This window comes from Arsenophonus apicola (assembly GCF_020268605.1).
Lineage (GTDB): Bacteria > Pseudomonadota > Gammaproteobacteria > Enterobacterales > Enterobacteriaceae > Arsenophonus > Arsenophonus apicola.
In genome coordinates this window covers 2,027,169-2,052,360 of the sequence record NZ_CP084222.1, presented here as the reverse complement: position 1 = coordinate 2,052,360, position 25,192 = coordinate 2,027,169, and the positions used below count along the sequence as shown (strand labels likewise).

General features: G+C 41.0%; 25 protein-coding genes and 3 pseudogenes. 20 read left to right on the top strand and 8 right to left on the bottom strand.

Translation table 11 applies throughout. From position 1 onward, the window contains the following. The first annotated feature begins 9 nt into the window (after nucleotides 1-9). The 6 genes and pseudogenes from LDL57_RS18190 (at nucleotide 10) to LDL57_RS09775 (ending at nucleotide 6,335) form a co-directional block, all read left to right on the top strand. Nucleotides 10-1,686 (top strand): annotated as a pseudogene (locus tag LDL57_RS18190) (methyl-accepting chemotaxis protein). A gap of 50 nt (nucleotides 1,687-1,736) precedes the next feature. Then, nucleotides 1,737-3,344: a methyl-accepting chemotaxis protein gene (locus LDL57_RS09795; RefSeq protein WP_225505530.1), complete on the top strand. Its 1,608-nt coding sequence runs from the start codon at nucleotides 1,737-1,739 to the stop codon at nucleotides 3,342-3,344. Further along, nucleotides 3,341-4,204, top strand: a complete 864-nt coding sequence (locus LDL57_RS09790; RefSeq protein ID WP_180560880.1) for a CheR family methyltransferase — start codon at nucleotides 3,341-3,343, stop codon at nucleotides 4,202-4,204. Before LDL57_RS09795 ends, LDL57_RS09790 begins: the two co-directional genes overlap by 4 nt. Next, a complete protein-coding gene (locus LDL57_RS09785) occupies nucleotides 4,192-5,238 on the top strand; it encodes a protein-glutamate methylesterase/protein-glutamine glutaminase (RefSeq protein WP_180560879.1) in 1,047 nt (348 codons plus the stop codon). Before LDL57_RS09790 ends, LDL57_RS09785 begins: the two co-directional genes overlap by 13 nt. 39 nt (nucleotides 5,239-5,277) lie before the next feature. Next, entirely contained in the window at nucleotides 5,278-5,664 is a 387-nt protein-coding gene (cheY, locus tag LDL57_RS09780) for a chemotaxis response regulator CheY (protein WP_026823460.1), read from the top strand. Between the two features lie 14 nt (nucleotides 5,665-5,678). Next, nucleotides 5,679-6,335 (top strand): protein phosphatase CheZ, encoded by a 657-nt coding sequence (locus tag LDL57_RS09775; protein ID WP_180560878.1) that lies wholly within the window; start codon nucleotides 5,679-5,681, stop codon nucleotides 6,333-6,335. Between the two features lie 110 nt (nucleotides 6,336-6,445). Here the strand turns inward: LDL57_RS09775 and LDL57_RS17780 are convergent. Both LDL57_RS17780 and LDL57_RS17775 read right to left on the bottom strand, forming a co-directional pair. After that, nucleotides 6,446-7,122, bottom strand: a pseudogene (locus LDL57_RS17780) (RNA-guided endonuclease InsQ/TnpB family protein). Beyond that, on the bottom strand, nucleotides 7,119-7,670 hold the full coding sequence (locus LDL57_RS17775; protein ID WP_255653840.1) for an RNA-guided endonuclease InsQ/TnpB family protein: 552 nt from the start codon (nucleotides 7,668-7,670) through the stop codon (nucleotides 7,119-7,121). Before LDL57_RS17775 ends, LDL57_RS17780 begins: the two are co-directional and overlap by 4 nt. 58 nt (nucleotides 7,671-7,728) lie before the next feature. Here LDL57_RS17775 and tnpA point away from each other — a divergent pair, with 58 nt between their 5' ends. Then, the gene (gene tnpA / locus LDL57_RS09765; protein ID WP_225505529.1) at nucleotides 7,729-8,133 is read left to right on the top strand and encodes an IS200/IS605 family transposase; all 405 of its coding nucleotides are present in this window, start codon (nucleotides 7,729-7,731) and stop codon (nucleotides 8,131-8,133) included. A gap of 151 nt (nucleotides 8,134-8,284) precedes the next feature. On the opposite strand, the gene LDL57_RS09760 is transcribed toward tnpA, so the two are convergent. Then, entirely contained in the window at nucleotides 8,285-8,596 is a 312-nt protein-coding gene (locus LDL57_RS09760) for a DUF5339 domain-containing protein (protein WP_225505528.1), read from the bottom strand. Nucleotides 8,597-8,984: 388 nt separating this feature from the next. Here LDL57_RS09760 and flhB point away from each other — a divergent pair. Continuing rightward, nucleotides 8,985-10,135: pseudogene (gene flhB, locus LDL57_RS09755) on the top strand (flagellar biosynthesis protein FlhB). Beyond that, a complete protein-coding gene (gene flhA / locus LDL57_RS09750) occupies nucleotides 10,128-12,215 on the top strand; it encodes a flagellar biosynthesis protein FlhA (RefSeq protein WP_225505526.1) in 2,088 nt (695 codons plus the stop codon). The pseudogene flhB and the gene flhA overlap by 8 nt, the downstream one beginning before the upstream one ends. A 304-nt stretch (nucleotides 12,216-12,519) precedes the next feature. On the opposite strand, the gene LDL57_RS18185 is transcribed toward flhA, so the two are convergent. The 5 genes from LDL57_RS18185 to flgA form a co-directional block, all read right to left on the bottom strand. Next, the gene (locus LDL57_RS18185) at nucleotides 12,520-12,582 is read right to left on the bottom strand and encodes a hypothetical protein (protein ID WP_370520709.1); all 63 of its coding nucleotides are present in this window, start codon (nucleotides 12,580-12,582) and stop codon (nucleotides 12,520-12,522) included. A gap of 173 nt (nucleotides 12,583-12,755) precedes the next feature. After that, on the bottom strand, nucleotides 12,756-12,959 hold the full coding sequence (locus tag LDL57_RS09740) for a type II toxin-antitoxin system RelE/ParE family toxin (protein WP_180560874.1): 204 nt from the start codon (nucleotides 12,957-12,959) through the stop codon (nucleotides 12,756-12,758). Nucleotides 12,960-13,162: 203 nt separating this feature from the next. Then, nucleotides 13,163-13,606, bottom strand: a complete 444-nt coding sequence (locus tag LDL57_RS09735) for a flagellar protein FlgN (protein ID WP_180560873.1) — start codon at nucleotides 13,604-13,606, stop codon at nucleotides 13,163-13,165. A gap of 4 nt (nucleotides 13,607-13,610) precedes the next feature. Further along, on the bottom strand, nucleotides 13,611-13,904 hold the full coding sequence (gene flgM, locus LDL57_RS09730; protein WP_180560872.1) for a flagellar biosynthesis anti-sigma factor FlgM: 294 nt from the start codon (nucleotides 13,902-13,904) through the stop codon (nucleotides 13,611-13,613). 100 nt (nucleotides 13,905-14,004) lie between these two features. Next, nucleotides 14,005-14,664 (bottom strand): flagellar basal body P-ring formation chaperone FlgA, encoded by a 660-nt coding sequence (gene flgA, locus LDL57_RS09725; protein WP_225505523.1) that lies wholly within the window; start codon nucleotides 14,662-14,664, stop codon nucleotides 14,005-14,007. 210 nt (nucleotides 14,665-14,874) lie between these two features. On the opposite strand from flgA, the gene flgB reads away from it, so the two are divergent. The 11 genes from flgB to flgL all read left to right on the top strand — a co-directional run bounded on the left by flgB (nucleotide 14,875) and on the right by flgL (nucleotide 24,858). Continuing rightward, the gene (gene flgB, locus LDL57_RS09720; RefSeq protein ID WP_180560869.1) at nucleotides 14,875-15,282 is read left to right on the top strand and encodes a flagellar basal body rod protein FlgB; all 408 of its coding nucleotides are present in this window, start codon (nucleotides 14,875-14,877) and stop codon (nucleotides 15,280-15,282) included. A gap of 16 nt (nucleotides 15,283-15,298) precedes the next feature. Next, on the top strand, nucleotides 15,299-15,703 hold the full coding sequence (gene flgC, locus LDL57_RS09715) for a flagellar basal body rod protein FlgC (protein WP_180561004.1): 405 nt from the start codon (nucleotides 15,299-15,301) through the stop codon (nucleotides 15,701-15,703). Between the two features lie 13 nt (nucleotides 15,704-15,716). Continuing rightward, on the top strand, nucleotides 15,717-16,439 hold the full coding sequence (locus tag LDL57_RS09710) for a flagellar hook assembly protein FlgD (RefSeq protein WP_225505521.1): 723 nt from the start codon (nucleotides 15,717-15,719) through the stop codon (nucleotides 16,437-16,439). 32 nt (nucleotides 16,440-16,471) lie between these two features. Beyond that, nucleotides 16,472-17,707, top strand: coding sequence for a flagellar hook protein FlgE (gene flgE, locus LDL57_RS09705; RefSeq protein WP_180560867.1), 1,236 nt, complete (start codon nucleotides 16,472-16,474; stop codon nucleotides 17,705-17,707). A 14-nt stretch (nucleotides 17,708-17,721) separates the two neighbouring features. Then, entirely contained in the window at nucleotides 17,722-18,468 is a 747-nt protein-coding gene (locus LDL57_RS09700; RefSeq protein WP_180560866.1) for a flagellar basal-body rod protein FlgF, read from the top strand. A gap of 23 nt (nucleotides 18,469-18,491) precedes the next feature. Next, a complete protein-coding gene (flgG, locus tag LDL57_RS09695; RefSeq protein ID WP_180560865.1) occupies nucleotides 18,492-19,274 on the top strand; it encodes a flagellar basal-body rod protein FlgG in 783 nt (260 codons plus the stop codon). Nucleotides 19,275-19,332: 58 nt separating this feature from the next. Then, entirely contained in the window at nucleotides 19,333-20,082 is a 750-nt protein-coding gene (locus tag LDL57_RS09690) for a flagellar basal body L-ring protein FlgH (protein WP_225505519.1), read from the top strand. A 61-nt stretch (nucleotides 20,083-20,143) separates the two neighbouring features. Then, nucleotides 20,144-21,217, top strand: a complete 1,074-nt coding sequence (locus tag LDL57_RS09685) for a flagellar basal body P-ring protein FlgI (RefSeq protein WP_225507516.1) — start codon at nucleotides 20,144-20,146, stop codon at nucleotides 21,215-21,217. Further along, nucleotides 21,217-22,140, top strand: a complete 924-nt coding sequence (flgJ, locus tag LDL57_RS09680; RefSeq protein WP_180560862.1) for a flagellar assembly peptidoglycan hydrolase FlgJ — start codon at nucleotides 21,217-21,219, stop codon at nucleotides 22,138-22,140. The genes LDL57_RS09685 and flgJ overlap by 1 nt, the downstream gene beginning before the upstream one ends. Before the next feature lie 106 nt (nucleotides 22,141-22,246). Next, the gene (flgK, locus tag LDL57_RS09675) at nucleotides 22,247-23,890 is read left to right on the top strand and encodes a flagellar hook-associated protein FlgK (RefSeq protein ID WP_180560861.1); all 1,644 of its coding nucleotides are present in this window, start codon (nucleotides 22,247-22,249) and stop codon (nucleotides 23,888-23,890) included. A 29-nt stretch (nucleotides 23,891-23,919) separates the two neighbouring features. Continuing rightward, nucleotides 23,920-24,858: a flagellar hook-associated protein FlgL gene (gene flgL / locus LDL57_RS09670; RefSeq protein ID WP_180560860.1), complete on the top strand. Its 939-nt coding sequence runs from the start codon at nucleotides 23,920-23,922 to the stop codon at nucleotides 24,856-24,858. Nucleotides 24,859-25,192: the final 334 nt, after the last annotated feature.

Here is a 25,192-nt window from a genome sequence, read left to right as displayed (position 1 = left end):
AATTTTTATATGCTAAATAGAATGAAAATTATAACAGGTTTAATCATTACATTACTTCTGTTTGGCATATTACAACTGGCATCCGGGGCATTTTTTTTCTTTGATTTAAAAGATCAAAAAGACGAAATAGCCTTATTAGCCCAAATGCGTAACCAGCGAATATTACTCAATGAAGGCTGGGTTCATTTACTAAAGGCTAGGATCCAACTGAACCGAGCCGGTGTTAGTTATTTATTGACCAAGAAAAAAGTGCCGATAAATGAACCCGTTGGACAAATTATTGAAGCTGCTCGTTTGAATTTAATCAAAGCAAGAGAGTAATTCGATAAATATCAACGCACCGCTAAATTATCCATACATGATCCGAAAATCCTCGCTGATTTATCAAAAAATTATACCCGCTATATGGAGTCGTTACATTCACTGATTTTTTTATTAGAGAATGATCAAATAAAAGATTTTTCTGATCAACCCACATCAATTTATCAACAAGAATTTTCGCAAGCACTTGATCACTATCTTAACGAAAGTTTAGTGGTATATGATGAAATTATTGGTCACTCAGAAGTATCATATCGTTATTCTGTTTATACTTTATTCGTTGTCCTGTCAGCGTTAATCTTATTGCTGATCCTTTGTTGGTTTGGGATCCATCGTTTATTGATTAATCCGTTAAATTCCTTACTCATGAACATTAAAGCTTTTTCGGCAGGTGATCTCTCATCACATATTGCCATTAATGGCAACAACGAAATGGGCAGATTAGCGGCCGGATTAAAACATATGCAATATGAATTGATCCAAATGGTAAAAAGTGTTTCAGGCTCTGCCGACAAAATTTATGCGCGCACCAGTGAAATTGCGACAGGTAATAGTGATCTTTCCACTCGTTCAGAGCAGCAGGTTGCCGCTTTAGAAGAGACAGCCGCCAGTATGGAAGAGTTAACAATTACCGTTAAGCAGAATGCTGAACATGCTATTGAGGCAAATAAATTGGCTGATTCAGCTTCAGAAATTGCCTGGGAAGGGGGGCAAGTTGTTGCTAATGTCGTTGACACTATGAAAAGTATTTCTGAGAGCGCGCAAAAAATCGCTGATATTACCAGTGTAATTGATGGTATTGCTTTTCAAACCAATATATTAGCCCTGAATGCGGCGGTAGAAGCCGCGCGTGCTGGCGAACATGGCCGTGGTTTTGCGGTGGTAGCCGAGGAGGTTCGTAACCTTGCCCAACGTAGTGCTAATGCAGCGAAAGAAATTAAAGGTTTAATTGAAAATTCAGTTAGTCGCACGCTAAGCGGTGCAAAACTGGCGGAAGAAGCGGGCGAAACAATGGGCAAAATTGTTGAGTCCATAGTTAGTGTGACAGAAATCATGGGTGAAATTGCATCCGCCTCCGATGAGCAGAGTAAAGGTATTAATCAGGTCAGTATTGCTATCAACGAAATGGATCATGTACTACAACATAATGCTTCATTGGTTGAACAGTCAGGGGCGGCGACGGCGGAATTAGAGATCCAAACTAAAATCTTAACCGATCTGGTTTCGGTATTTAAATTACCCATAGAGGATACCGATGAACCCAATAAACAATCAAGCGAAAATCTAGCTAAGGGCGCACCGGAGGCAGAAGCGATTGATGATAAGAAAAAAGTAACCAATGATGATAATTGGACAGCATTTTAAACGCTGGTTTTCCGCTAAAGAAAAGTGAATTAAGGATTAAGGCTACAAGGATGAAATTAACACTCAGGGTATCGACTCGTCTTCACTTATTACTGCTTTTTTTTTGTACTATGCAATGTGTGACAGGGGGGACTGCGGTCAATATCTTTCATCAGCAGCAATCTCACTTTGAACATGTAGATATCAAGATAGATAAATTAGAGGCTTTGACCTTAAGTTGGAATCATTTACTTAAAGCTCGCAGTACCCTGAATCGACTGACGTTGCGGATGCAAACAGATTATCCAGCCGATAAATTGGCGATATTAAGTAGCCGAATTGATAACCAATTAGCCGAGACAGAAAAATATTTTCACCAGTTTAGTCAGTTGTCTCAGCAATATTATCAAGAAACAAGCGGAAAAATTACCGCTGATATTGAACGCGATTATCAGGCTCTGAACCATGCACTTCATATGATAAAGAAATTACTAGATAAACGAGAGATTAAACAGGCTTTACAAGTACCGAGTGAAGGGCATCTATTAAGGTTTGAAAATAGTTATTTTACTTATATTAAGCATATCAATAATGAAGTTGGTGAGGCGGCAAAATATAGTCGAGATTCAAGTCAATCTGCCTTAATTATGGCTGTTATAACCCTGATTACGGTTTTTATCGCTTGTCTATTGACTCATTTTAATTTGCAAAAAAAATTAATAGCCCGTTTTACCATGATGAAAAATTGTTTTACTGATATTGCTAATGGTTATTTAGATAAGCCGCTAATGGAAAGTGAGCAAGATGAATTGGGTAAAATTTTTACCAAGTTTGCTGAAATGCGAGAAGCAATTATTACCTCAGTAGCGGCAGTAAGGTTCAATACCCGTGAAATGCAAACAGGTATGCAAGCGGTGAAAACGGGTAATATAGCCCTGGCGAAACATACTCAACAGCAAAGTATTAACTTAGAACAGACTGCTGCTGGCATAGAGCAGTTTACCGTCATTGTTCAACAAAATGCCCATCATGCGCAACAAGCCAATGAACTGGCAATTTCTGCTGAAAGAACAGCCACTAAAAGTGGACAATTGACGGGTAAAGTGGTCGATACGATGACCAGTATTACCCAAAGTTCGCAAAAAATTGCTGCAATTATTAGCGTGATCGATGGAATTGCTTTTCAAACAAATATATTAGCGTTAAATGCAGCGGTAGAGGCTGCCAGAGCGGGTGAACAAGGGCGAGGTTTTTCTGTTGTTGCTACTGAAGTCAGAGAATTAGCGCAACGCAGTGCAGAAGCGGCGAAAGAGATAAAAAGCCTGATAGATGAATATGTCGAATGTGTCTCTATGGGAGCTGAATTGGTTAATCATGCGGGTCGTACCATCAACGAACTAGTCGTTTCTGTTAAACAGGTTACTAAGCTTATGCAAGAAATTGCAGCAGCGACCAAAGAGCAAAATCAGGGGATCCAGCAGGTTGCGATCAGCATAGAACAAATGGAACAGATGACCCAACAAAATGCCACCTTGGTAGAGCAATCATGTCATGTTGTCGAGACCTTAGAAATGCAAACTGAAACTCTGATAAATATCGTATCGAAATTTAAGTTGCCATCACGTTGTTTTAATTATTTAACGGTGAAAATGAACTTATTACAGGCAGATAATAAATGAAATTGATGCCTGGCGATTGTCATCAGCAGCAATGGCAATTAAGTGATCAAGCGTTTAAACAGATTTGTGACCTTATTTACCAAAAAACCGGCATTGTTTTGCTAAAGCAGAAAAAAATGATGGTTTACAATAGATTGCTTAAGAGATTGAAAATCTTGCAATTAACCTGTTTTGAACAATATGTCGCTTTACTGATGCAACATAAGCAAGGCACTGAATGGCAATACTTTATCAATGCATTAACCACCAATTTGACCGCATTTTTTCGAGAAGCACACCATTTTGATGTGGTAGCGCAACATGCTAAAGCTAATAGACAGGATGTTTATCGAGTGTGGTGTACGGCCGTCTCTACCGGAGAAGAAGCCTATTCCGTTGCAATGGTATTAAATAATATTAAAGGTGATCATGTTTTTCGTAAAGAAATTGTGGCGAGTGATATTAATAGCCAGGTTTTGCAGATTGCCCAGCAGGGTATTTATGCTGAGGAAGTGATAACGGCCATCCCGCCACAGTTAAGAAAACCCTTTTTATTAAAAGGTCAAGGCGATAATCAAGGCTATATAGGTATCCATGAGGGTTTACGTAAACAAATTCAGTTTCGGCAGATTAATCTTAAGGACAAATATTGGCCAATAGAGGGGCAGTTTGATGTCATTTTTTGTCGTAATGTGATGATCTATTTTGAAAACAAAATGCAACAAGAGTTATTAGATCGTTTTTTACCGCTATTAAAAAAAGATGGTCTATTGGTGATCGGTCACTCAGAAAATATTTGCCAACCAAATAGCCATTATCAATTAGTTGAGCGCAGTATTTATCAATTGAAAAATCAGAAGATACAGCGATGGAAAAAATAAAGGTACTTTGTGTTGATGATTCAGCTTTAATGCGCAAAATTATGCGGGAAATCCTGGATCAGCAGCCGGACATGGAAGTGGTTGGCTGTGCGGCTGATCCCTATATTGCACGGGAGATGATAAAACAGCGACATCCACACGTATTGACACTGGATATTGAGATGCCACGCATGGATGGACTCTCTTTTTTAGAAAAAATCATGCGCTTACGTCCGATGCCGGTGATTATGGTTTCAACCTTAACCACTAATGGCTCACAGGCAACATTACGTGCTTTGGAGTTAGGCGCGGTAGATTTTGTCACCAAACAAACCTTGAATTTCAAACAAGGTGTATCGGCTTATGCCAATTTATTAAGTGACAAAATAAGAGTGGCAGCAAAAGCAAATATTATAAAAAGGCGCTATCAAGTAGCGAAATATCCAAAGCTTAATCTGCCCTTACCGCAAATTACCAATGATGTTATTGCAATTGGTGCCTCAACTGGTGGTACTGAGGCCATTCGACATTTATTACAAGGTTTACCGCAAAATATACCAGCAATTGTCGTTGCGCAACATATGCCAGCAGGTTTCACCCGCTCTTTTGCTGAGCGTTTGAATCGTTGCTGTTTTCTGCAAGTTAAAGAAGCAGAACAGGGAGAAAAGTTATTAGCTGGACATGTTTATATTGCGCCAGGTAATTTTCATTTAGCTTTAACCAAAACCGGCCGATATTACCAAATAGTATTGCATCAACAAGATATGGTTAACCATCACCGGCCTTCGGTTGATAATTTATTTTTTTCCGTTGCTCAAACCGCAGGAAAGCGGGCAATTGGCATGATTCTTACTGGAATGGGAAATGATGGAGCTATGGGATTATTAGCCATGCGGCAAGCGGGCGCTTATACCTTTGCACAGAATGAAAAAAGCTGTGTTGTTTATGGTATGCCAAAAGTCGCATTGCAGTTAAATGCGGTAGATGAAGTTGGTGATATTAATGATCTTGGTCGATTGTTACTTGATAAATTAGAGCAACGTTATGCAGTGTAATGTGCAACGAATAGAAAGTGAGATAGGGCTATTTAAACCATGACAAATAAAGAATTAATGTTTCTGATCGTAGATGATTTCTCAACGATGAGAAGAATATTACGTAATTTGTTGAAAGAATCAGGGTTTCATAATGTAGAAGAGGCTGAAGATGGTGAAGATGCTTTGGCTAAAATGAATAAACATAATTTTGATTTTATTATTACAGACTGGAATATGCCCAATATGGATGGTTTATTATTGCTTGAAACGATCCGCCAACAGGAAAAGTGGGCAAAGCTGCCGGTTTTAATGGTGACTGCGGAAGCCAAAAAGGAAAACATCATTGCTGCATCAAAAGCCGGTGCCAGTGGTTATGTGGTGAAACCTTTTACCGCTGCTATTCTTGAGCAGAAAATTGAACAGATTATTCAAAAAATGGCATAAAACAAGGAGGTAATATGGTTAACAGGCAAGATGAAAAACCAGAATCTCATAGCGATAAATTAGAAATCATTAACCGTCTTGGGCGGTTGACCCGCATTATTCATGAAGGATTACGTGAGTTAGGTTTAGACAAAAATATATCCAGAGCGGTAGAAGTGATACCGGATACCCAACAGCGTCTTGATTATATCGCCCAGATGACTTTTCAAGCGGCAGAAAAAACCCTTAATAGTCTCGATCAAATCAAACCAAAACAGGAGTGGTTAATTCAACAAGCAGAACAGTTGACACAACGCTGGGATCAATGGGCGCAATTATCCATTGAATTAACGGAAACTAAATCGTTGGTGGCGGATACGCGACAGTATCTGTCTCAGTCACCGCAAGTTAATAGTCAAATTAATACGCAATTATTGGCTATTATGATGGCCCAAGATTTTCAAGATTTAACCGGCCAAGTGATTAAAAAACTCTCTTTAATAATACAGGAAATTGAACAGCAACTTGTGTCAGTTTTATTAGAAAATATGACGCCAGATATTGCTAATTCCTTATCGTCGATAAATCGGTCGAATGAATTACTTAATGGACCACAACTTATGACTGACCGCAAAGAAAATTATTGTCAGCAAACCCAAGTAGATGAATTACTGACCAGCCTGGGATTATAAATGAGATAAATATAACTAGTCAGCGCCATTCACTGTAATTGATTAATAATATGCAATAGTTGACATCCTCCCCCACCTTCACACTTCGTGACTCAGGAGGGGGATTCCCGTTAGTCGGAGACTATCTGATCGCTCAGAAGCCTGGTTCCTGCTGCTGACGGCATTACTGCACCGTTCACTTCACAGGCTAACACGGCATGTCCTGCCGCTAAAATGTTACGAGCTCCGTTGATATCTGCGTTCTCTGTATACCCGCACTCAAGGCACTCGAATCTACTTTGTGATTGACGATTTTCTTTCGCTGTATGACCACAACATGCACACCGTTGACTTGTATATGCCGGAGGCACAGCTAATACCTGACCACCGCGCCATAGCTGCTTGTACTCAAGCTGACGGCGCATTTCATACCAACCCTGATCCAGTATCGAACGGTTAAGTCCTGATTTTGCCCTGACATTCCGTCCGTGCTGCTCTTGTGTACCTTTTGCCGATTTCGACATGTTACTGACCTTTAAGTCCTCAATGACGATCATCGCGTGGTTTTTGCTGATTTCACTGGTGACTTTGTGAAGGTAGTCTTTGCGGATATTGGTTATATGCGAGTGGAGACGTTGGATTTTTCGCTTCTGTTTTTCCAGTTATTGCTGAATTTAACTTTACAGCTTAACTGACGCTGGAATTTCGCCAGCTTTTTTTGGTTGGTTTTAAAACTGTTTACAGGTTCAAACACTGTGCCGTCTGACAGCGTGGCGAGTCTGGTTACACCTGCATCCAAACCAATCATTGTTGCTGACGAATGAGGCTGAATGTCCATTTCCAGTTCGACCTGAAACGATATATACCAGTGTCCCGCATGTTGGCTAACGGTTGCGTTTTAATCTTACCGTACAGCTTTTGCGACTGCCGGAACTTTACCCATACCAAACCTGACGGTAATCTCACTCTGCCATTATCGAGCTGACAATATTTATCAAAATTAACAAAACGAACTGAATCACGCCCGTCATTTTTCCTTTTAAATACAGGAGCTTTTGCTGCCAGTTTTTTATCAAAGCAGCGTTTCCATGCCCCGTGCAGATCTTTGAGTTTCTGCTGAAGATTATCCGTGTAGGCTTCTTGCAAAAAGGAATGTTCCGGCTTTTTTTTCCATTCTGTGAGCATCCGATTTAGTTCAAACGCTGACGGTAGTTTACCGCCGGATTCAATAATGCGTTGCGTCTCTGCTAGCCCGTAATTCCAGATAAAACGAGCGCATCCGCACAACTGCCGCAAACGTTGCGACTGTTTTTCGGTTGGTTCGAGTCTGAATTTGTAGGCTTTTAGAATTAGCATTATTACTCAGTGTGTAGTAAATTATCTCACTATCTTACCGTATATCCGGTTAATTTCAATGCAAAAATATAAAATCAACCGTTCAAGACATGCAGCGTTTCTTTTACATGTTCACCTTGTCTTTGTGACTAAGTACCGAAAGAAAGTACTCAGTGGCTTGCACTACAAAGCATTTCATCAGTATGCAGGTGAAGTGTGTCGCGACTTTGGGGCTGATTTAAAGGAAAGTAACGGAGAGTCCGATCACGTTCATATGCTGATCGAGTACCCGCCCACAGTGCAGTTGTCAGTACTAGTAAACTCGCTGAAAGCGGTAACGTCTCGTCGTCTGCGTAATGAGTTTCTAGACTTGCGTGGGGCTTACGGCAAGCCAGTGTTGTGGTCTCGATCATACTTTGCAGGTTCGTGCGGGGGAGCACCGCTGGAAGTTGTTAAGCAATACATTCAAAATCAGCGTGGCTGATCATTCTTCGGGCTTTTCAAGCCCGACCAAATTCCCCTCCCACCTTATGTCGGTGGGAGTACCCTTTGGAGGTTAAGATGGAAAAAAAGAGATACAAGATTATTCAAAATAAAATAAGCCATGTATCTCTTATAAGTAGATCGCGTATTATTTACTTCATATTTAATGACTGTTTTATCTGCTTCATTGCATCAATGCCTTGTTTGCAAGCTTTATCTTGCTGATCTTTAGGCAGGGCAACGATCTGTTTTTTGCCATCTTCAAGCTGATTTTTTATTGAATCAAGTTGAGCTTTTGTTTGTGGGTTTTCAGAGGCCTTAGTAACTAGAGAGTCTACTTCAGAGAAATAAGCTTTACAGTTATCAGTTGCACCGATATAGTCAATTTTTTTCTCTTCTTCTGAACAAGCAGTGATAATAAATGCTAATAAACCCATGCTACAAATTAATAGTAATTTTCTCATAATAATCCCTAACCAAATAATATTTATGTAGTTTAAAAAGTATAGATTCATTTTATTAAGATGTGAAATATTAATGATTTTATTCAGCTATGGATTATACATTGGCATAAAAAGCGTAATTTCAAATAAAGAAAAAACCAGGGCCAATAGACAACAAGATCGTTTATCGTTATTGCGCCCGACTAATAGCAGTAAATAAATAGCCATAATTCAAGCATTTTATAATAGAGACAAATATTAACACTTTTTCAGTTATTATGATTTTTGCATTTTTTAATAGCATAAATAATAACTATTTTTTCTTTGTTATCTCCCTTTTAAGTTGATCTTATTATGGCAAGCTTAGCGCATTTCCTTTGTCAAAAGAATATTAACGAGGTAAAAGGGAGTGGCAGAAGAGAGTGATTTAGAAAAAACCGAAGAACCTACCGCCAGAAAAAAAGAAAAAGCAATGGAAGAGGGCCAGGTTGTTCGTTCACGTGAATTAAGTTCTTTTTTCATGTTAATTACCGGTGTTTCGCTATTTTGGATTTGTGGTCCTTATTGTTATCAAAAGCTGCATGCACTTTTTTCACAGACTTTTTATTTTGATAAATATATTTTATATAACAGTCAGCTATTGCCTAATATAGTGTTTGAGTCAATTAAAATAGGCCTGAATGCATTATTGCCGATTATAGCCGGATTGGTATTAATCGCCTTTGCTGCCCCCAGTTTTTTTGGTAAGATACATATTAATTTTAAAGCGATTAAATTTGACTGGAAAAAATTAAATCCAATCACTGGATTAAAACGCTTATTTCAATTAATGCATTGGCTGAGTTGTTTAAAGCATTATTGAAAGTGATGTTAGTTTCAATTGGTATTACTCTTTTTTTATGGGTCAATCTTCCTCACTTTTTTCACTTAGTCACTGAACCCCGTCATCTGGCACTAAGTCAAGCAGCGCAATTAATAATATTTGCCGCTTATATTGCCATTTTTATGCTGATTCCATTAGTGGGTTTTGATCTTATTTATCAGCTGCGCAGCCATTTGAAAAAACTCAGAATGACACGCCAAGAAATCAAGGATGAGTTCAAACAGCAAGAAGGTGATCCGCATATAAAAGCGCGTATTCGTCAGCAACAGCGAGAGATTTCTCGCCGTAGAATGATGGCTGATGTACCAAAAGCCGATGTTATTATTACTAACCCGACCCATTATGCGGTGGCGTTACAGTACGACAATCAAGCAATGCAAGCACCGAAAGTATTGGCAAAAGGGGCTGGATTAATTGCATTAAATATTAAGCAACTGGGTGAGGAAAATCGTATTCCAGTGCTGGAGGCCCCCCCTCTGGCAAGAGCGCTCTATCGCCATAGCAAAGTCGGGGGTCATATCCCGGCAACACTTTATGCCGCGGTGGCAGAGGTGTTGGCCTGGGTATATCAGCTCAGACGCTGGCAGCGAGAAGGCGGATTGAAACCAAAGAAACCAACCAATGTATTAGTACCTCAGGGACTGGATTTTGCAGGAGATATTAATACTCATGGCTAACTTAGCCTCACGATTGCGTCTACCTAAAGACTTAAAAAATACTCAATGGCAAATTTTAGCAGGACCGATATTGATCCTATTAATTTTGTCAATGATGGTTTTGCCATTGCCGCCTTTTTTACTAGATATGTTGTTCACTTTTAATATTGCCCTCTCAATTATGGTTTTATTAGTGGCCATGTTTACCAAGCGCACCCTTGAATTTGCAGCATTTCCGACTATTTTGCTGTTTTCAACTCTATTACGGCTAACACTTAATGTGGCTTCAACCAGAGTTATACTGTTAGAAGGACATACTGGAGCGGCGGCGGCAGGCAAGGTTGTCGAATCCTTTGGTCACTTTTTGGTGGGTGGTAATTTTGCTATTGGTATAGTGGTCTTTATTATTCTGATCCTGATTAACTTTATGGTGATCACCAAAGGTGCTGGTCGTATAGCCGAAGTGGGGACCCGCTTTGTTTTAGATGGCATGCCAGGTAAGCAGATGGCGATCGATGCTGATCTGAATGCCGGCTTGATTGATGAAGCTGAAGCTAAAGCGCGACGTAAAGAAGTAACCCAAGAGTCTGATTTCTATGGTTCAATGGATGGTGCCAGTAAATTTGTGCGTGGCGATGCTATTGCTGGATTGATGATTATGGCAATCAATATCATTGGTGGTTTAGTGGTTGGTGTTGCGCAACATGGCTTAACCCTGGGTGAATCAGCCAGTATCTACACATTGTTAACCATTGGTGACGGTTTAGTTGCTCAAATTCCGGCATTGATTATTTCTACTGCTGCTGGCGTGATTGTTACCCGCGTAGCGACTGATGAAGACGTGGGTGAGCAGATGTTAGGTCAACTGTTTGATAATCCACGGGTATTGATGTTAACTGCTGGTGTATTAGGTTTACTTGGTCTAGTCCCTGGTATGCCAAATATTGTTTTTCTACTGTTTACTTTGCTCTTAGGTTTTATTGGTTGGAAATTGATGAAACGTTCAGCTAAGCCGGTAATTGATGTAGAACTAAAACAAAACATTGAGCAGCGTTATCAAGCGATAGAGGTTAGTTGGGATGATGTTCAGCCTGAAGATCCATTAGGGATGGAGATTGGTTACCGTTTGATACCGATGGTTGATCAGGGACAGAACGGTGAACTACTCAATCGGATTGGGGGCATCCGCAAAAAGTTTGCTAAAGAGATGGGTTACTTACCGCCGGTGCTACATATTCGCGATAATATGGCGCTCAAGCCGGAAGCTTACCGCATTTTAATGAAAGGGGTAGAAATTGGTCGAGGAGAAGCCTATCCAGGACGTTGGTTAGCGATCAATCCAGGTGGTGCGATAGGAGAATTAACCGGTGATGCCACCCAAGAACCCGCTTTTGGTTTACCAGCCGTTTTGATCGATGAAGCATTACGTGAACAGGCTCAAGTGCAAGGTTATACGGTGGTAGCAGCCAGTACTGTGATTGCGACCCATTTTAATCATCTTTTAAGCCGATTTGCCCATGAGTTTTTTGGTCGGCAGGAAGCACAGCAGCTTTATGAACGGATCAGTAAAGAGTTATCGAAACTAACCCAGGATCTGATGCCTGATGTGATCAATTTAACGCTGTTTCATAAAGTATTGCAAAATTTATTAAGCGAGCAGGTGCCGATCCGTGATATGCGTACTATCATCGAAACGTTAGCTGAGCATGCCGCTGAGCAAAAAGAGGTAACGGAACTGACCAGTTTGGTCCGCATTGCTTTAGCCAGAGCGATTACCCAGCACTGGTTTGGTGATAAAGAAGAGATCCAGGCTATTGGTCTAGATATTAGCCTTGAACGGGTTTTGATCCAGGCGCTGCAATCGGGAGGTGGATTAGAGCCGGGTCTGGCCGGTAATATTGAGCAACAGGCGATTGAAGCGCTGAATAATCAAAGCTTAATTGGTGCACCACTGGTATTAATTGTGAATCATAGTTTACGCCCTTTAATGTCACGTTTTTTACGTCGCGCTTTACCACAGCTTGCTGTAGTTTCCAGTCTTGAAATCAGCGATGAGCGAAAAATTCGTTTAACCTCTTTTATTGGTCAACCGACCAGTTAACATTAACGATGAACGTATTGATCACTTTTATGTGGCCAAGACGTTCATCGCCAGCGGTAAAATTCTCTCGCATAATACCTGCATAAAATATTAATCGATTAAATAAAGGCAAAAGATAACGGGTTTTATTGCCTAGTTATGGAGTTAATGAAAAAAATAATACTCAAAAATATAGATATTTCATGAATATTTTATTATTGAGGGATAGAAAACCCAGCAACAAATTGCGGGGATAATTAGAGCCTATTAAATTATATTACATTGATTCTTATTTATTTTAACCCACAGGCATTTACATATTTTATTATTCTTTGAGACTTGCCCGGTCCGCATTTCTTTTAAGTTTAGATATTGTTGGCGGAGTTATCCCGATTTTTGCCGCAATTTCTGCACTTGTTAACCCAGCTTACTCTCTCCATGTTTTCATTTGCTCTTATAATTGAATATGTAATTCAAGGGCTTGTTTATTCTCATTAAACACCTGAATGAACTCAGAATTCCCCTCTTTTTTCTTAGCTTCCAGCTTTTCACGGAATGTGATTACTTTTTTCCTGCTAACGCTCCTCTTTGATACCAACTAATCATATCTTTTTTTCTATTAATAGCTGTTTGTATATCTTTTGGATCTGTCTTTTGCGTTTTTTTGATGAAAAAACTTAAAATATAAATAATATTTTTTGCTTCACCATAACACCAAGTTCCACGGGCTATATTTTGTCTATCACCCGCCGGCCAAATCGTCAAAAGGCGGCCTTGCAGCTTCACCGACAGTGCAAAGAACAATCAGAAACGGCAATAAAAGAAGCAATATATAGCCATAAGGGAATGAAAAAGAAGGTGTCTAATTACCACATCCATTGCCACTAGTAAGGTATTAATGAAACCGCAATGGCTCAATAAAAGCTTATTAGATAGTAAATAAGGCATTGGTTTGCAATGCCTGAGGATCATATTTTGACCTGGTAACCGCTGGCGACAATATTTTCTGTCTGACCATGTTCACCATACAGTGCTGGACTATGACGTTTTTTGAGGAAGCGCAATTGCTCCTGATTGAGTTGCATATGTTGTTTGAGGATCAACCCATTTTGACTATTGCGCTGATGAAGCTGCTTAATTTGGGGTTCAATTTTCTGCCAGATTGCTGCTAGCGCAGTATCTTGTTGATAGGGTGGGGCAGAACTGCATTGTTGGCTACTAGTGATGCGTTTTTGTTCACTATGATGCAATGCAGTCAACCAATACTGTTTTTTTTCTGTTACTTCATTTAAGCGAAGTAAATCAACTTTGCCAGCATTAAGTATTTGATATTCAATATGCAGTAACTCATTAAGCGTTTCCACTTGGGAAAGTTGCTCAATGAGGATCTCCTGTAGTGTCTCTTGCGTCATCAATTTAATCACATTGGCTGGTATTTAATTTGATCAGCACATCCGCAATTTTTTCTGCATCCATGGTTAATTCGCCGAGCTCAATTTTTTGCCGTATCTGCTCAACTTTTTGCACCCGAATATCTTTGTCGTTTGCTTGTAATAGTTTTTCTGCTGCCCCACTCAGACTTAAGGTAAAGATGGGATCTTTTTGCTCGCTAGTGGCGGATTGTTTTACTTTTTTTTGTTGTGGCTGTGGCTCTTCATGGTGCGAAAGCGCTGTTATACCACTAAGCGGTGTCGTTTTTTCAATGCTCATGAGTTACATCCTGTTATTTAATCGGGTTAGGTGTGATAGCCATTATTCATGTTCACTATCTTGCTCTATGAGTGATATAACGGCTTAGCGGCCAAAAACTTTAATTTTTTAGCGTAATTTTCGCATAACCCTCTTTTTGTGCAATAGCGGTGATAATTTGTCCTGTTGGCATTCTGAGCCGGACAGACTCATTTTCGGCGGCATTATTGATCGCTTTGCCTTCATATTTCACTTGAAAATGGCGGCCTTGGGCGTAAACAGTGACATTTTTACCGGCCTGAATAACCCAAGCTCGGCGCAACATATTTTGGCTAATCGGTTGGCCGGCAGCAATATCACGTAAACTAACACTATTTGTGTAGGCATGAATATCACGAATAATACCGCGTGGTAATTTTTCTAGTAGACCACGTTTAGCCACTAGATTGTGCTGATTAATGACCGAATGACGTTTTATTGGCTGATTAGCTACCCAATATTGCCCTTCAACGCTAACGGCTAAGCGAAGATAATGCTTTTTGTCGTCACAAATCACCGCTAGAGTTAATTTTCCCCAATGCTGTTGAGAAGGGGCAGGTTTTATTTGTAATTGGTTACAGACAGATAAATGTTCTGAAGGGGCAAGAATTTTAATATTCACTTTATCTTGCTTTAGAAACTGTTGGTTAAAATAGTCCTGAAGTGTGCTTTGCAGGCTAGCCGATGCGTTAGTGATCACAGCCAGAAAGAGTAATAATGACACAATTATTCGATTAACCACAAATTTCCTCTTCATCTTTATTTAATAACCATTATTTAGTCAGCCATTATTTGCATAGACAGCAGTGTAGAGCATTATTTCGGCCATAATGGCATAAATAAACCATTAATAATCGTTTTTTCCCGCCTTTGACTTTTTTTTCTGCGTATAAGCTACTGCTCTAAAAATAGACTCAAAAATTGGCTCACAGATCGTTAACTGGGGAAAATTATGCTCGATAAACTTGATGCAACGCTGAGTTTTCAGCAACAGGCACTGTCACTAAGGCATCAGCGCCAGGCTATTTTATCGGCCAATATTGCTCATGCTGATACTCCGGGCTACCAGGCACGTGATATCGATTTTAGTGCCCAATTAGAAAAAAATCTTATGGCAAATTCAGTCACCGGTAAGCAGTTAACAATGGCGGTCACCTCCGTCAAACACATTGCGGTGCAGCCTCCAAATTCACTGACTGCCGATCTGCTTTATCGGGTTCCCCATCAAGTAGCTATGGATGGGAATACCGTCGATATGGATATGGAACGTAGTCATTTTGCTGACAACAGCGTCAAATATCAAACTGATCTGTCAATTTTAAATGGACAGATAAAAAGCATGATGGCGGTTATGCAATAAATATAAGGAATAGATGATGTCACTATTTTCGATTTTTGAAATTAGCAGCTCTGCGCTTTCTGCCCAATCGCAACGTTTAAATGTCAGCGCCAGCAATATGGCTAACGCTGATAGTGTTACTGGTCCTGATGGTGAACCTTACCGTGCTAAACAAGTGGTAATTTCTGTTTCTGAGCTGTCAGCTAATGGTATTGGTGGCGTTAGTGTTGCTCAGGTAGTCGACGACCCGTCGGCTTTTCGTCTTGAGTATCAGCCTGCTCATCCATTAGCAGATCAACGTGGTTATATCCGTAAACCTAATGTCGATGTGACTGCCGAGATGATTAATACCATCTCCGCTTCGCGTAGTTACCAGGCCAATATTGAAGTGATGAATACAACTAAATCGCTAATGCAAAAAACATTAACCTTAGGCCAATAAAGAAGGAAGATAAATGGGCGTTGTAAGTTCAATCAATGAATCACTGGACAACTCCAGAGTCGGTGATCCGGCTTCACAGCAAAATATCAAGAAAAAGAGCAGTGATGATATTCAGAATAATTTTCTGACGCTATTACTGACCCAGATGAAAAATCAAGATCCGACTAACCCGATGCAAAACAATGAACTGACCACCCAGTTAGCCCAAATCAGTACCGTGCAAGGCGTGGAAAAACTCAATGAGACAGTTAGTGGTTTAACTGGCCAACTGCATGCCAGTCAGGCGTTAAATGCAACCAAATTAGTTGGCCAGGGCGTGATGATAGCGGGTAATAAAATTACCCTATATGAAAAGCAAAATTCCCAGCCAAGCACGCCTGGCACTAATGAAACCTTTTTTACCCCATTTGGTTTTGAATTAACCCGTCCAGCAGACAAGGTCACGGTCACAATTAGTGATAAAACGGGTCGCATTGTCAAAACAATGGAGCATGAACAAGGATTTAAACCGGATGTTTATCACGCTAATTGGGATGGCCAAGATAATGATGGCAACCCATTACCGGTTGGTCGTTATCAGTTTACTGTCACAGCTACTTCTGCCCAGGGTCAAGTAAATGTCAAATCCTTAAATTACGCGTTAGTTAATGGTGTGACCAATGGTGAGCAGGGAGTGTTGCTGGATGTTGGTTTAGGTAACAGTGTTTCATTAGAAGAGATCCGTCAGGTTCTGTAATTGAATAGATAAAAAATTAATATGGAGAGCATATGGCCTTTTCACAAGCAATTAGTGGATTAAATGCCGCATCCAGTCATCTGGATGTCATTGGTAATAATATTGCCAACTCAGCAACTGTTGGTTTTAAGGGAGCTTCAGCTGCTTTTGCTGATGTCTATGCCGGTTCGGGGGTTGGATTAGGCGTCAAATTAGCAGCAGTACAACAAAATTTTAGTGATGGTTCGATCACCAAAACCAATCGCGAAACTGATCTGGCTATTTCTGGTGGTGGATTTTTCCGGCTACAAGATACCAATGGTGACATTTTCTATAGCCGTAACGGTCAGTTTGGTAAAGATGCTAAAGGCCAATTGGTTAACCCGCAAGGGATGGTGGTAACTGGCTATCCGGTGGCGATGTTAAATGGCGTGCCGACCATTCAAAAAGGTGCATTGCCAACCCCAATCACTGTCCCGACGGATATGATGAACGCCAGAGCCACCGATGATATTCGGATGACAGCTAATTTAGATTCAGGTAAGGCAGCTATTGCAGCGACAGGTGCCACTGCGTTTAATCCAACTGATAACAAAACTTATAGTTATAGCTCCAGCGTGACTGCCTTTGATAGTTTAGGCAATGAGCGGGCACTCAATGTCTATTTTGCTAAGCGCCCTGGCGCTGCTGGTGCAGCAAATACACAATGGGATATCTATGTGGTTGATCCTAGCCAGGCAACGCCAGGCGCACCTAGCCACAGTCTCTCTTTTAATCAAAATGGCCAGCTAACGAATGCGGCTAATTTCAACTTTAACTTAGCCGCCCATAATGGTGGTGCGGCCAGTACGATTAATTTTAATTTTGCTGACTCGCGCCAACAACGGTTAGCTGAGTCAAGTATTTCTCGTTTAGAGCAAAATGGTTATCAGGCGGGGCAATTCACGGGCTTCAGTTTTGAAGAAGATGGCTCAATTCGGGCTTCTTATGCTAATGGTCAACAGCAATTAGTTGGTCAGGTGATATTAGCCAATTTTGCTAATCCAGGTGGCTTAGTGGCTAAAGGTAATAATGTTTGGTCAGAAACGGGTAGTTATGGTGCTCCAATTATTGGCACGGCAGGCAGCGGTATTCTCGGTAAATTAACCGCCAATGCTTTAGAAGCCTCTAATGTCGATATGGGACAAGAATTGGTGACGATGATCCTGGCGCAACGCAATTATCAATCTAATGCGCAAACCATAAAAACCCAGGATCAAATGTTACAGACCCTGGTCAATTTACGTTAATGATGGGTGATTAAATGGATCATGTCATTTATACCGCAATGAATGGCGCGCGCCATGCGTTGGATACACAAGCGATTATTACCAATAATCTGGCCAATGTCTCAACTCATGGTTTTAAAGCCCAGTTAGCTGCCTCACGTTTTGTACCGATTGAAGGTTCAGTGGGACACCCAACCCGCACACTAACCATTGCGTCAACACCCACAGCTGATCAGCGTGCTGGTGCAATGAACTATACCGCTCGCTCATTGGATGTGGCGCTGAGTGATGGGGGTTATTTAGCGGTGCAATTAGCTGATGGGCGGGAAGCTTACACCCGCAATGGCAATATTCAAATTTCAGCTAATGGTGAATTAATGATCCAAAATCGCCCATTAATGGGCGATGGTGGCGAAATTATGGTTCCGCCGCAGGCGCAACTGACGATTGCTGAAGATGGCATCATTACCGGTTATATCCCAACAGATCCACCCACCCAATTAGGTCAGGTTGGTCAGATCAAACGGGTGAAACCCTCAGAGCAACAGTTGGTACGTGGTGAAGAGGGTTTATTTCACCTTGCGGAACCTAATGCCCCACCTTTAGTGATGGATAATAGTGTCAAGTTACTGTCGGGAGTATTAGAGGGCAGCAATGTCAATCCGGCACAAGCGATGGTGGCCATGATAGCCAATGCACGCACTTTCGAAATGCAAATGAAAGTTATTCATAGTGCTAATGATAACGCCCAACGTGCTAATCAATTGTTAGCCATCAGTTAAGTTATTAAGGGAGAAAACAAATAATGATCCGTTCTTTATGGATTGCCAAAACTGGGCTTGATGCTCAACAAACTAACATGGATGTTATTTCTAATAACCTGGCTAACGTCAGCACCAATGGTTTTAAGCGCGGGCGAGCAGTATTTCAAGATCTAATGTATCAAACGTTACGTCAACCCGGATCGCTAACGTCGGAACAGACCCTATCACCTTCGGGATTGCAACTAGGCACCGGGGTTCGTCCTATTGCGACTGAGCGGTTACATAGTCAGGGTAATTTATCGCAGACTAATAACAGTAAAGATGTTGCCATTAAAGGCCAGGGTTTTTTTCATATTCAATTGCCCGATGGTACTGATGCCTATACGCGCGATGGTGCCTTTCAGGTTGATCAAAATAATCAATTGATTACTGCTGGTGGTTTTGCTGTTGTGCCGGCTATTGTCCTGCCAGAAGGAACCCTCAAATTTACTATTAGTCAGGATGGTATTGTCAGTGTTGTCATACCAGGTAATTCTGAACCACAGCAAGTTGGCCAATTAGCATTAACCACGTTTGTTAATGAAACCGGTCTGGAAAGTATTGGTGAAAATCTTTATCTGGAAACCAACAGTTCCGGCGTACCGGTTGAGACAGCACCTGGGGTTAATGGCGCGGGTTTACTTTATCAAGGTTATGTTGAGACATCGAATGTTAATGTGGCTGAAGAGTTAGTCAGCATGATCCAGACGCAACGTGCTTATGAGATTAATAGTAAAGCGGTGTCCACTTCTGATCAAATGTTACAGCGATTAATGCAGCTTTAATTCAGCTACCATCACAGTCGCAATTCATTGTGATGGTGAACATACAAGAGTTTTTAACATGAATAAAAAAAGCATCGCCAGTTTGGCTGCGCTTATTTTTAAGCGGTTTTCCCAGCTAGGGGGAAATCGATGGCGGTTTGGCATTATCTGCTCGGCAGTAATAATGTCAGGCTGTGCTTACATACCGAAAAAGCCATTGGTCTCTGGTCCGACAACCGTTGAACCGGCAGAAATGGCAAGCATTAAGGTAACTGGCTCGATTTATCAAGCCAGTCAACCGGTTAATTACGGTTATCAACCGCTATTTGAAGATCGACGTCCCCGCCATGTCGGCGATACATTGACCATCATTTTACAAGAAAATGTCAGTGCCAGTAAAAATTCGTCCGCCAATGCCAGCCGTAAAGGAAAAAGTGGATTTTCGGCCGGCGCTACACCGCAAGTGTTAAATAAACTGGTGGGGGTTGATAAGTTACAGTTTGACATGGAAGGTGAAAATGAGTTTGGTGGCAAAGGTGGCGCCAATGCGAATAATACCTTCAAGGGAACGATAACGGTCACGGTGACTAAATTACTGGCAAACGGTAACTTACAGGTAGTGGGTGAAAAACAGATCGCTATCAATCAGGGCACCGAATATATCCGTTTCTCTGGTGTCGTTAATCCAAGAACCATTAGTGGTAGTAATACTGTGAATTCAACCCAGGTTGCGGATGCACGTATTGAGTATGTGGGGGATGGATATATTAACGAAGCACAAAATATGGGCTGGTTGCAGCGTATCTTGTTAAATATTTCACCATTCTAAACAGAGAGAGCTTATGGTTGATTCATTGCTAGGTAAGTTACTATTTTGGTTACCATTACCAATGTTATTGTTATGTTCGAGCATAGTGCAAGCCGAACGTATTCGTGATCTGACAAGTATTGAGGGAGTGCGAGAAAATGCCCTAATCGGCTATGGTTTGGTAGTCGGTCTGGATGGGACGGGTGATCAAACTTCCCAAACGCCATTTACTACCCAGAGTATGAGTAATATGCTCTCTCAATTAGGCATCACTGTGCCGCCGGGTACCAATATGCAGTTAAAAAATGTGGCAGCGGTGATGATCACGGCCAAATTACCCCCTTTTGGTCGTGCCGGACAAACGATTGATGTGGTCGTCTCTTCATTAGGTAATGCGAAAAGTTTACGCGGTGGCACCCTATTGATGACGCCACTAAAGGGCGCTGATAATCAGGTGTATGCGGTTGCCCAAGGCAATATTATTGTGGGTGGCGCCGGCGCTAGTGCCGGTGGCAGTAGTATTAAGATTAATCAATTAGCCGGTGGACGCATTAGTGGTGGTGCGGTAATTGAACGGGAACTACCCAGCCAATTTGGTAAAACCAACACCCTTAACTTACAGTTGAATGAAGAAAATTTTTCGCTGGCACAGACCATTTCCGATGCCGTAAATCGCATTAAAGGTTTTGGTACCGCAACGCCATTGGATGCTAGAACGGTTGAACTCAGATTGCCAGTTAGCCAAAGTGAACAAGTACGTTTTTTGGCGCAGATTCAGAATATTAGCATTAAATCAGTGCCGATTGATGCAAAAATTATTTTGAATGCCCGTACCGGTTCGGTGGTAATGAATCGCAGTGTGATGTTAAATAATTGTGCTATTTCTCAAGGTGGGCTCTCGATTACGGTAGATCGCCGAGTCAATGTTAGTCAGCCTGATACCCCTTTTGCCGGTGGTAAGACGGTGGTGACACGTAACACCGATATCGCCCTGAATGAAAAACACGATGGCTTACATAAAGTCAATGCCAGTGCCAACTTAAATGAAGTGATCCGCGCGTTAAATGCCTTGGGTGCGACACCAACCGACTTAATGTCAATTTTACAGGCAATGGAAAGTGCCGGTTGTTTGCGGGCTAAATTGGAGATCATTTGATGAAAGATCTTTCCACGATGGTGGGCGCCGCTTATGACGCCAGATCATTAAATGCCTTAAAAAATCAAGTGAGTCAGCAGCCTCAACAGGGGCTGCGTCAGGTCGCTGAACAATTAGAAAGTGTTTTTGTGCAGATGATGCTAAAAAGTATGCGCGCTGCTTTGCCGCAAGAAGGTTTGCTAAGTAGTGAACAAAGCCGTCTCTATACCGCACTTTATGATCAGCAATTAGCCCAAGATCTGTCGCGTAAAAGCTTAGGATTTGCTGATCTGATGGTGGAACAGTTAAGCCGGCATCACAATGAGCCGGATGATATTAAGCAGGCACCATTACTGAATACTGATTTACCCAGACAGTTCGTCAGCACTTTTCGCCGTTTTGTACCAGAAGAAGCGGCCGGGGCACTCAAGTATATCTCAGAAAATGGTACCAGTTTTCTGGCTAAATTGTTTATCCCGGCCAGAATTGCTAGTGAAAATAGCGGCATTCCCCATTTACTGATTGTCGCGCAAGCGGCTTTAGAATCTGGTTGGGGACAACGTCAAATTCTGACTGCCGAAGGCACCCCCAGTCATAACTTATTTGGTATTAAGGCAGGTAAAAATTGGCGAGGTAAAGTGACCAATATTGTCACTACTGAGTATATTGATGGTAAAGCAGTGAAAATACGCGACGATTTTCGGGTTTATCCCTCCTATTTTGAAGCCGTCACCGACTATGTCAATTTGCTGACTCAGAGCAAACGTTATGCCAAAGTTGCGGCCGCCAACACCCCCGAGCAGGCAGCAATCGCGTTACAAGCGGCCGGTTATGCCACCGATCCGGGTTATGCGAAAAAACTGATCCAACTGATTCAGCAGTTGAAAAATACCACTTCGCAGGTTAAGCAAATTTATCAACATGATCTAAGCGATCTTTTTTGATGTGCACCACTTAAGTTTTGCTGGTTTTGGCCGATATTTTATTGCGTAAAACGACTATCTTACTGTCGGCTAACCGGCAGCATCCGAATTTATTAGGGAACTGACTATGTCCAGCAGTTTAATGAATACCGCAATGAGCGGCTTAAAAGCCGCGCAAACCGCGTTATCAACAATTGGTAGCAATATTGCCAATGCTAAAGTCGAGAGTTATCACCGGCAAACCACGACATTGGCTACCGATGGTAGCAATAATAATATAAATGGTGTCAAAGTGAGTGGTATTCAACGCGAATATGATGAGTTTATTAATGCGCATTATAACAAAGCGGTGACCAAGCAAGGTGAGCGGAAAATTTATGCCGAATTTGCCTTAGAGCTAGATAAGCTGATGTCTGTTTCTGATACGGATTTAGCGTCATCAATGACAGAGTTTTTTACTAGTTTGCAAACCTTATCAACCGATGCCGCTTCTGCGCCTTTACGCAATGCGGTTATTAATAAAACCCAAGCCATGGTTAGTCGTTTTAAATCCGTTGAACAACAATTTAACGCTATGGAACAACGGCTTAATGGCAATATTGGCCAGATGGTCGATAAAGTTTCGCAACTGGCGCAACAAGTGGCCAAACTAAACGGTGAAATGACAAAAATCAAAGGCATACAAGGCTATGTGCCAAACGAGATGTTAGATCGGCGTGATCAATTAACCCGTGAACTATCAACAGTGGCTGGCATTAGTGTTATTCGGCAAGATGATAGCATCAATATTAATCTGGCTAATGGTTTATCTTTGGTTAATGGTACTAAAGCTAACAAAATCACCGCTATGCCATCGGTTGCTGATCCCGCTCAAGTCACGTTGGCTTATGATGATGGCATTAATCCGCCACAAGAAATTGATACTGGTTCAATTACCGGAGGGGAATTGGCCGGCGCTTTGGCGGTGCGTGATGAAGTACTACAGCCGAATCGACAAAAAATTAATCAGCTGGGTTTAATACTGACCGAAAGTATCAATCAGGTTCAGCAGTCAGGGTTTGATTTGCAAGGCAATGCGGGCCAAGCACTCTTTCAGACTGGCAAACCGAGCATTATTTCCCATAATCAAAATCAGGGAACCAGTAGTTTTGCTACTCAATTTACTGATGCTACCCAAGTTAAAGCCATTGATTATGCCATGAGGTTTGATGGTACTAACTGGGTGGTTACTCAACAAGCAACTGGGACACCGGTAAATGTTACTGTCACAGCAGCCACGGCTAATCACGGTACAAAACTAGCTTTTGATGGTATGGAAATTGAAATTGCTGCTACTTCAGCACCGCAAGCAGGCGACAAGTTTGTTATCAAATCCGTTGATGAAGTTATTAGTGGTTTAGCCGTTGCCATAATAAATCCAGCAGCTATTGCTGCTGCCAGCCAGACAGGAACCGGACAAGCAGATAATAGCAATATTAAGAATCTATTAGCCTTACAAGATAAAAAGTTGGTAAATGGAACGTCAACGTTAACCAAAGCTTATGCGGCGGTTGTCAGTGATGTAGCCTCGAAAGCCAATCAAGCGAAAGCGGATTTTACCGCCCAATCAGTGATCACCAAGAGTTATTTGCAGAAACAGCAATCGGTTTCCGGTGTCAATCTTGATGAAGAATATCTGGAAATGAGCCGTATGCAGGAATTTTACATGTCAAACGCCAAAGTTATTCAGACGGCCAATAGCTTGTTTGAAACTTTAATGCGTATTTTCTGATAACAGTATTAATATAGAAGGAAGTTGTTATGGTTACTCGTTTAAGCAGCCAATTTATGCATTATCAGAAAACGGATAGTATGATGCATTCTCAGTCACAACTGGCAGATAAATATCAGCGTATAACGACTGGAAAACGGTTGTTACAATCCGCTGATGATCCAGCAGCGGCTGCAGAAAATTTACAAATTAATCAAACCCAAGCGCGTTTGGCACAATATAAAACGGCACGTAATTTTTCTCAGCATCAGATGCAATCACAGCTACAGGTAGTTGAGAAAATGGAAGATCTGTCGCGCCGTGTTAAGCAGACTTTTGTGGCAGTCTCTAATCAGTCCATCATGAGTGAGGATGCCCGACAAGCTTATGCCACTGAGCTGGAAAGTTTAAAATCTGAGTTGATGGGTTTAGCCAATAGCAAAGACAGTTCAGGTAATTATCTGTTTGCCGGTTATCAAACCGATACTGCGCCGTTAATAATGAATAGTAATGGAGCGGTAAGTTATCAAGGGAGTCAGGATGCTATTAAGCAGCATATTGATGCCGATCGTGAAGTGACGGTGAATTTTACTGCTCAGCAAGTTTTGCAGTCTGCAACTGGTGCCGATATTTTTCAGTCATTGGATCTGGCAATTAGTACACTAAAAACGCCTTATCAAGCAGCAAATTCACAGGCACAAAGTATATTGGCAGCCAATATCGATAGTGCACATAGTGATTTGCAAAATACCATGAAAACGCTTGCCACAATTAGTAGCCAGCTTGGCTCACAACTCAAGGAAGTTGAACAATTAAATAGTCGTAGTGAAGATATTTCATTGCTACTAAAAGAGCGGCAAAGCCAATTGACAGATACTGATATGGCTGCGGAGATATCAGAATATTATCAAGAAGAGGCGATATTGCAGGCTTCATATGGTTTATTTGCCCAAATGAAAGATTTATCTTTATTTAAAATATTGCGGTGAATCATTTTGTTAATCCAGTTTAGATTATAAAATAAACGGCAAAATAAGCCATAATTGAGATAAAATTTTTACCAGGAGAGCTATTTTCTCCTGGTTTTTTATTTTTTTTCATCTACTCTATTTTTTATTTCTATCTTATTTATTTTAATTAATAATTAGAAAATTATTTTTATTATTCAATAATAGTTAATTCGTTATATTAAATATCGACCCAATATTATTGCAGAAAAATAGAATACGATTAATATCTATTGAATTAACGATCAAGTTACTATATATAATATAACGTTAAAAAGTATAACGTAATATCAAAAAATAATAGTTTCATAGTGTT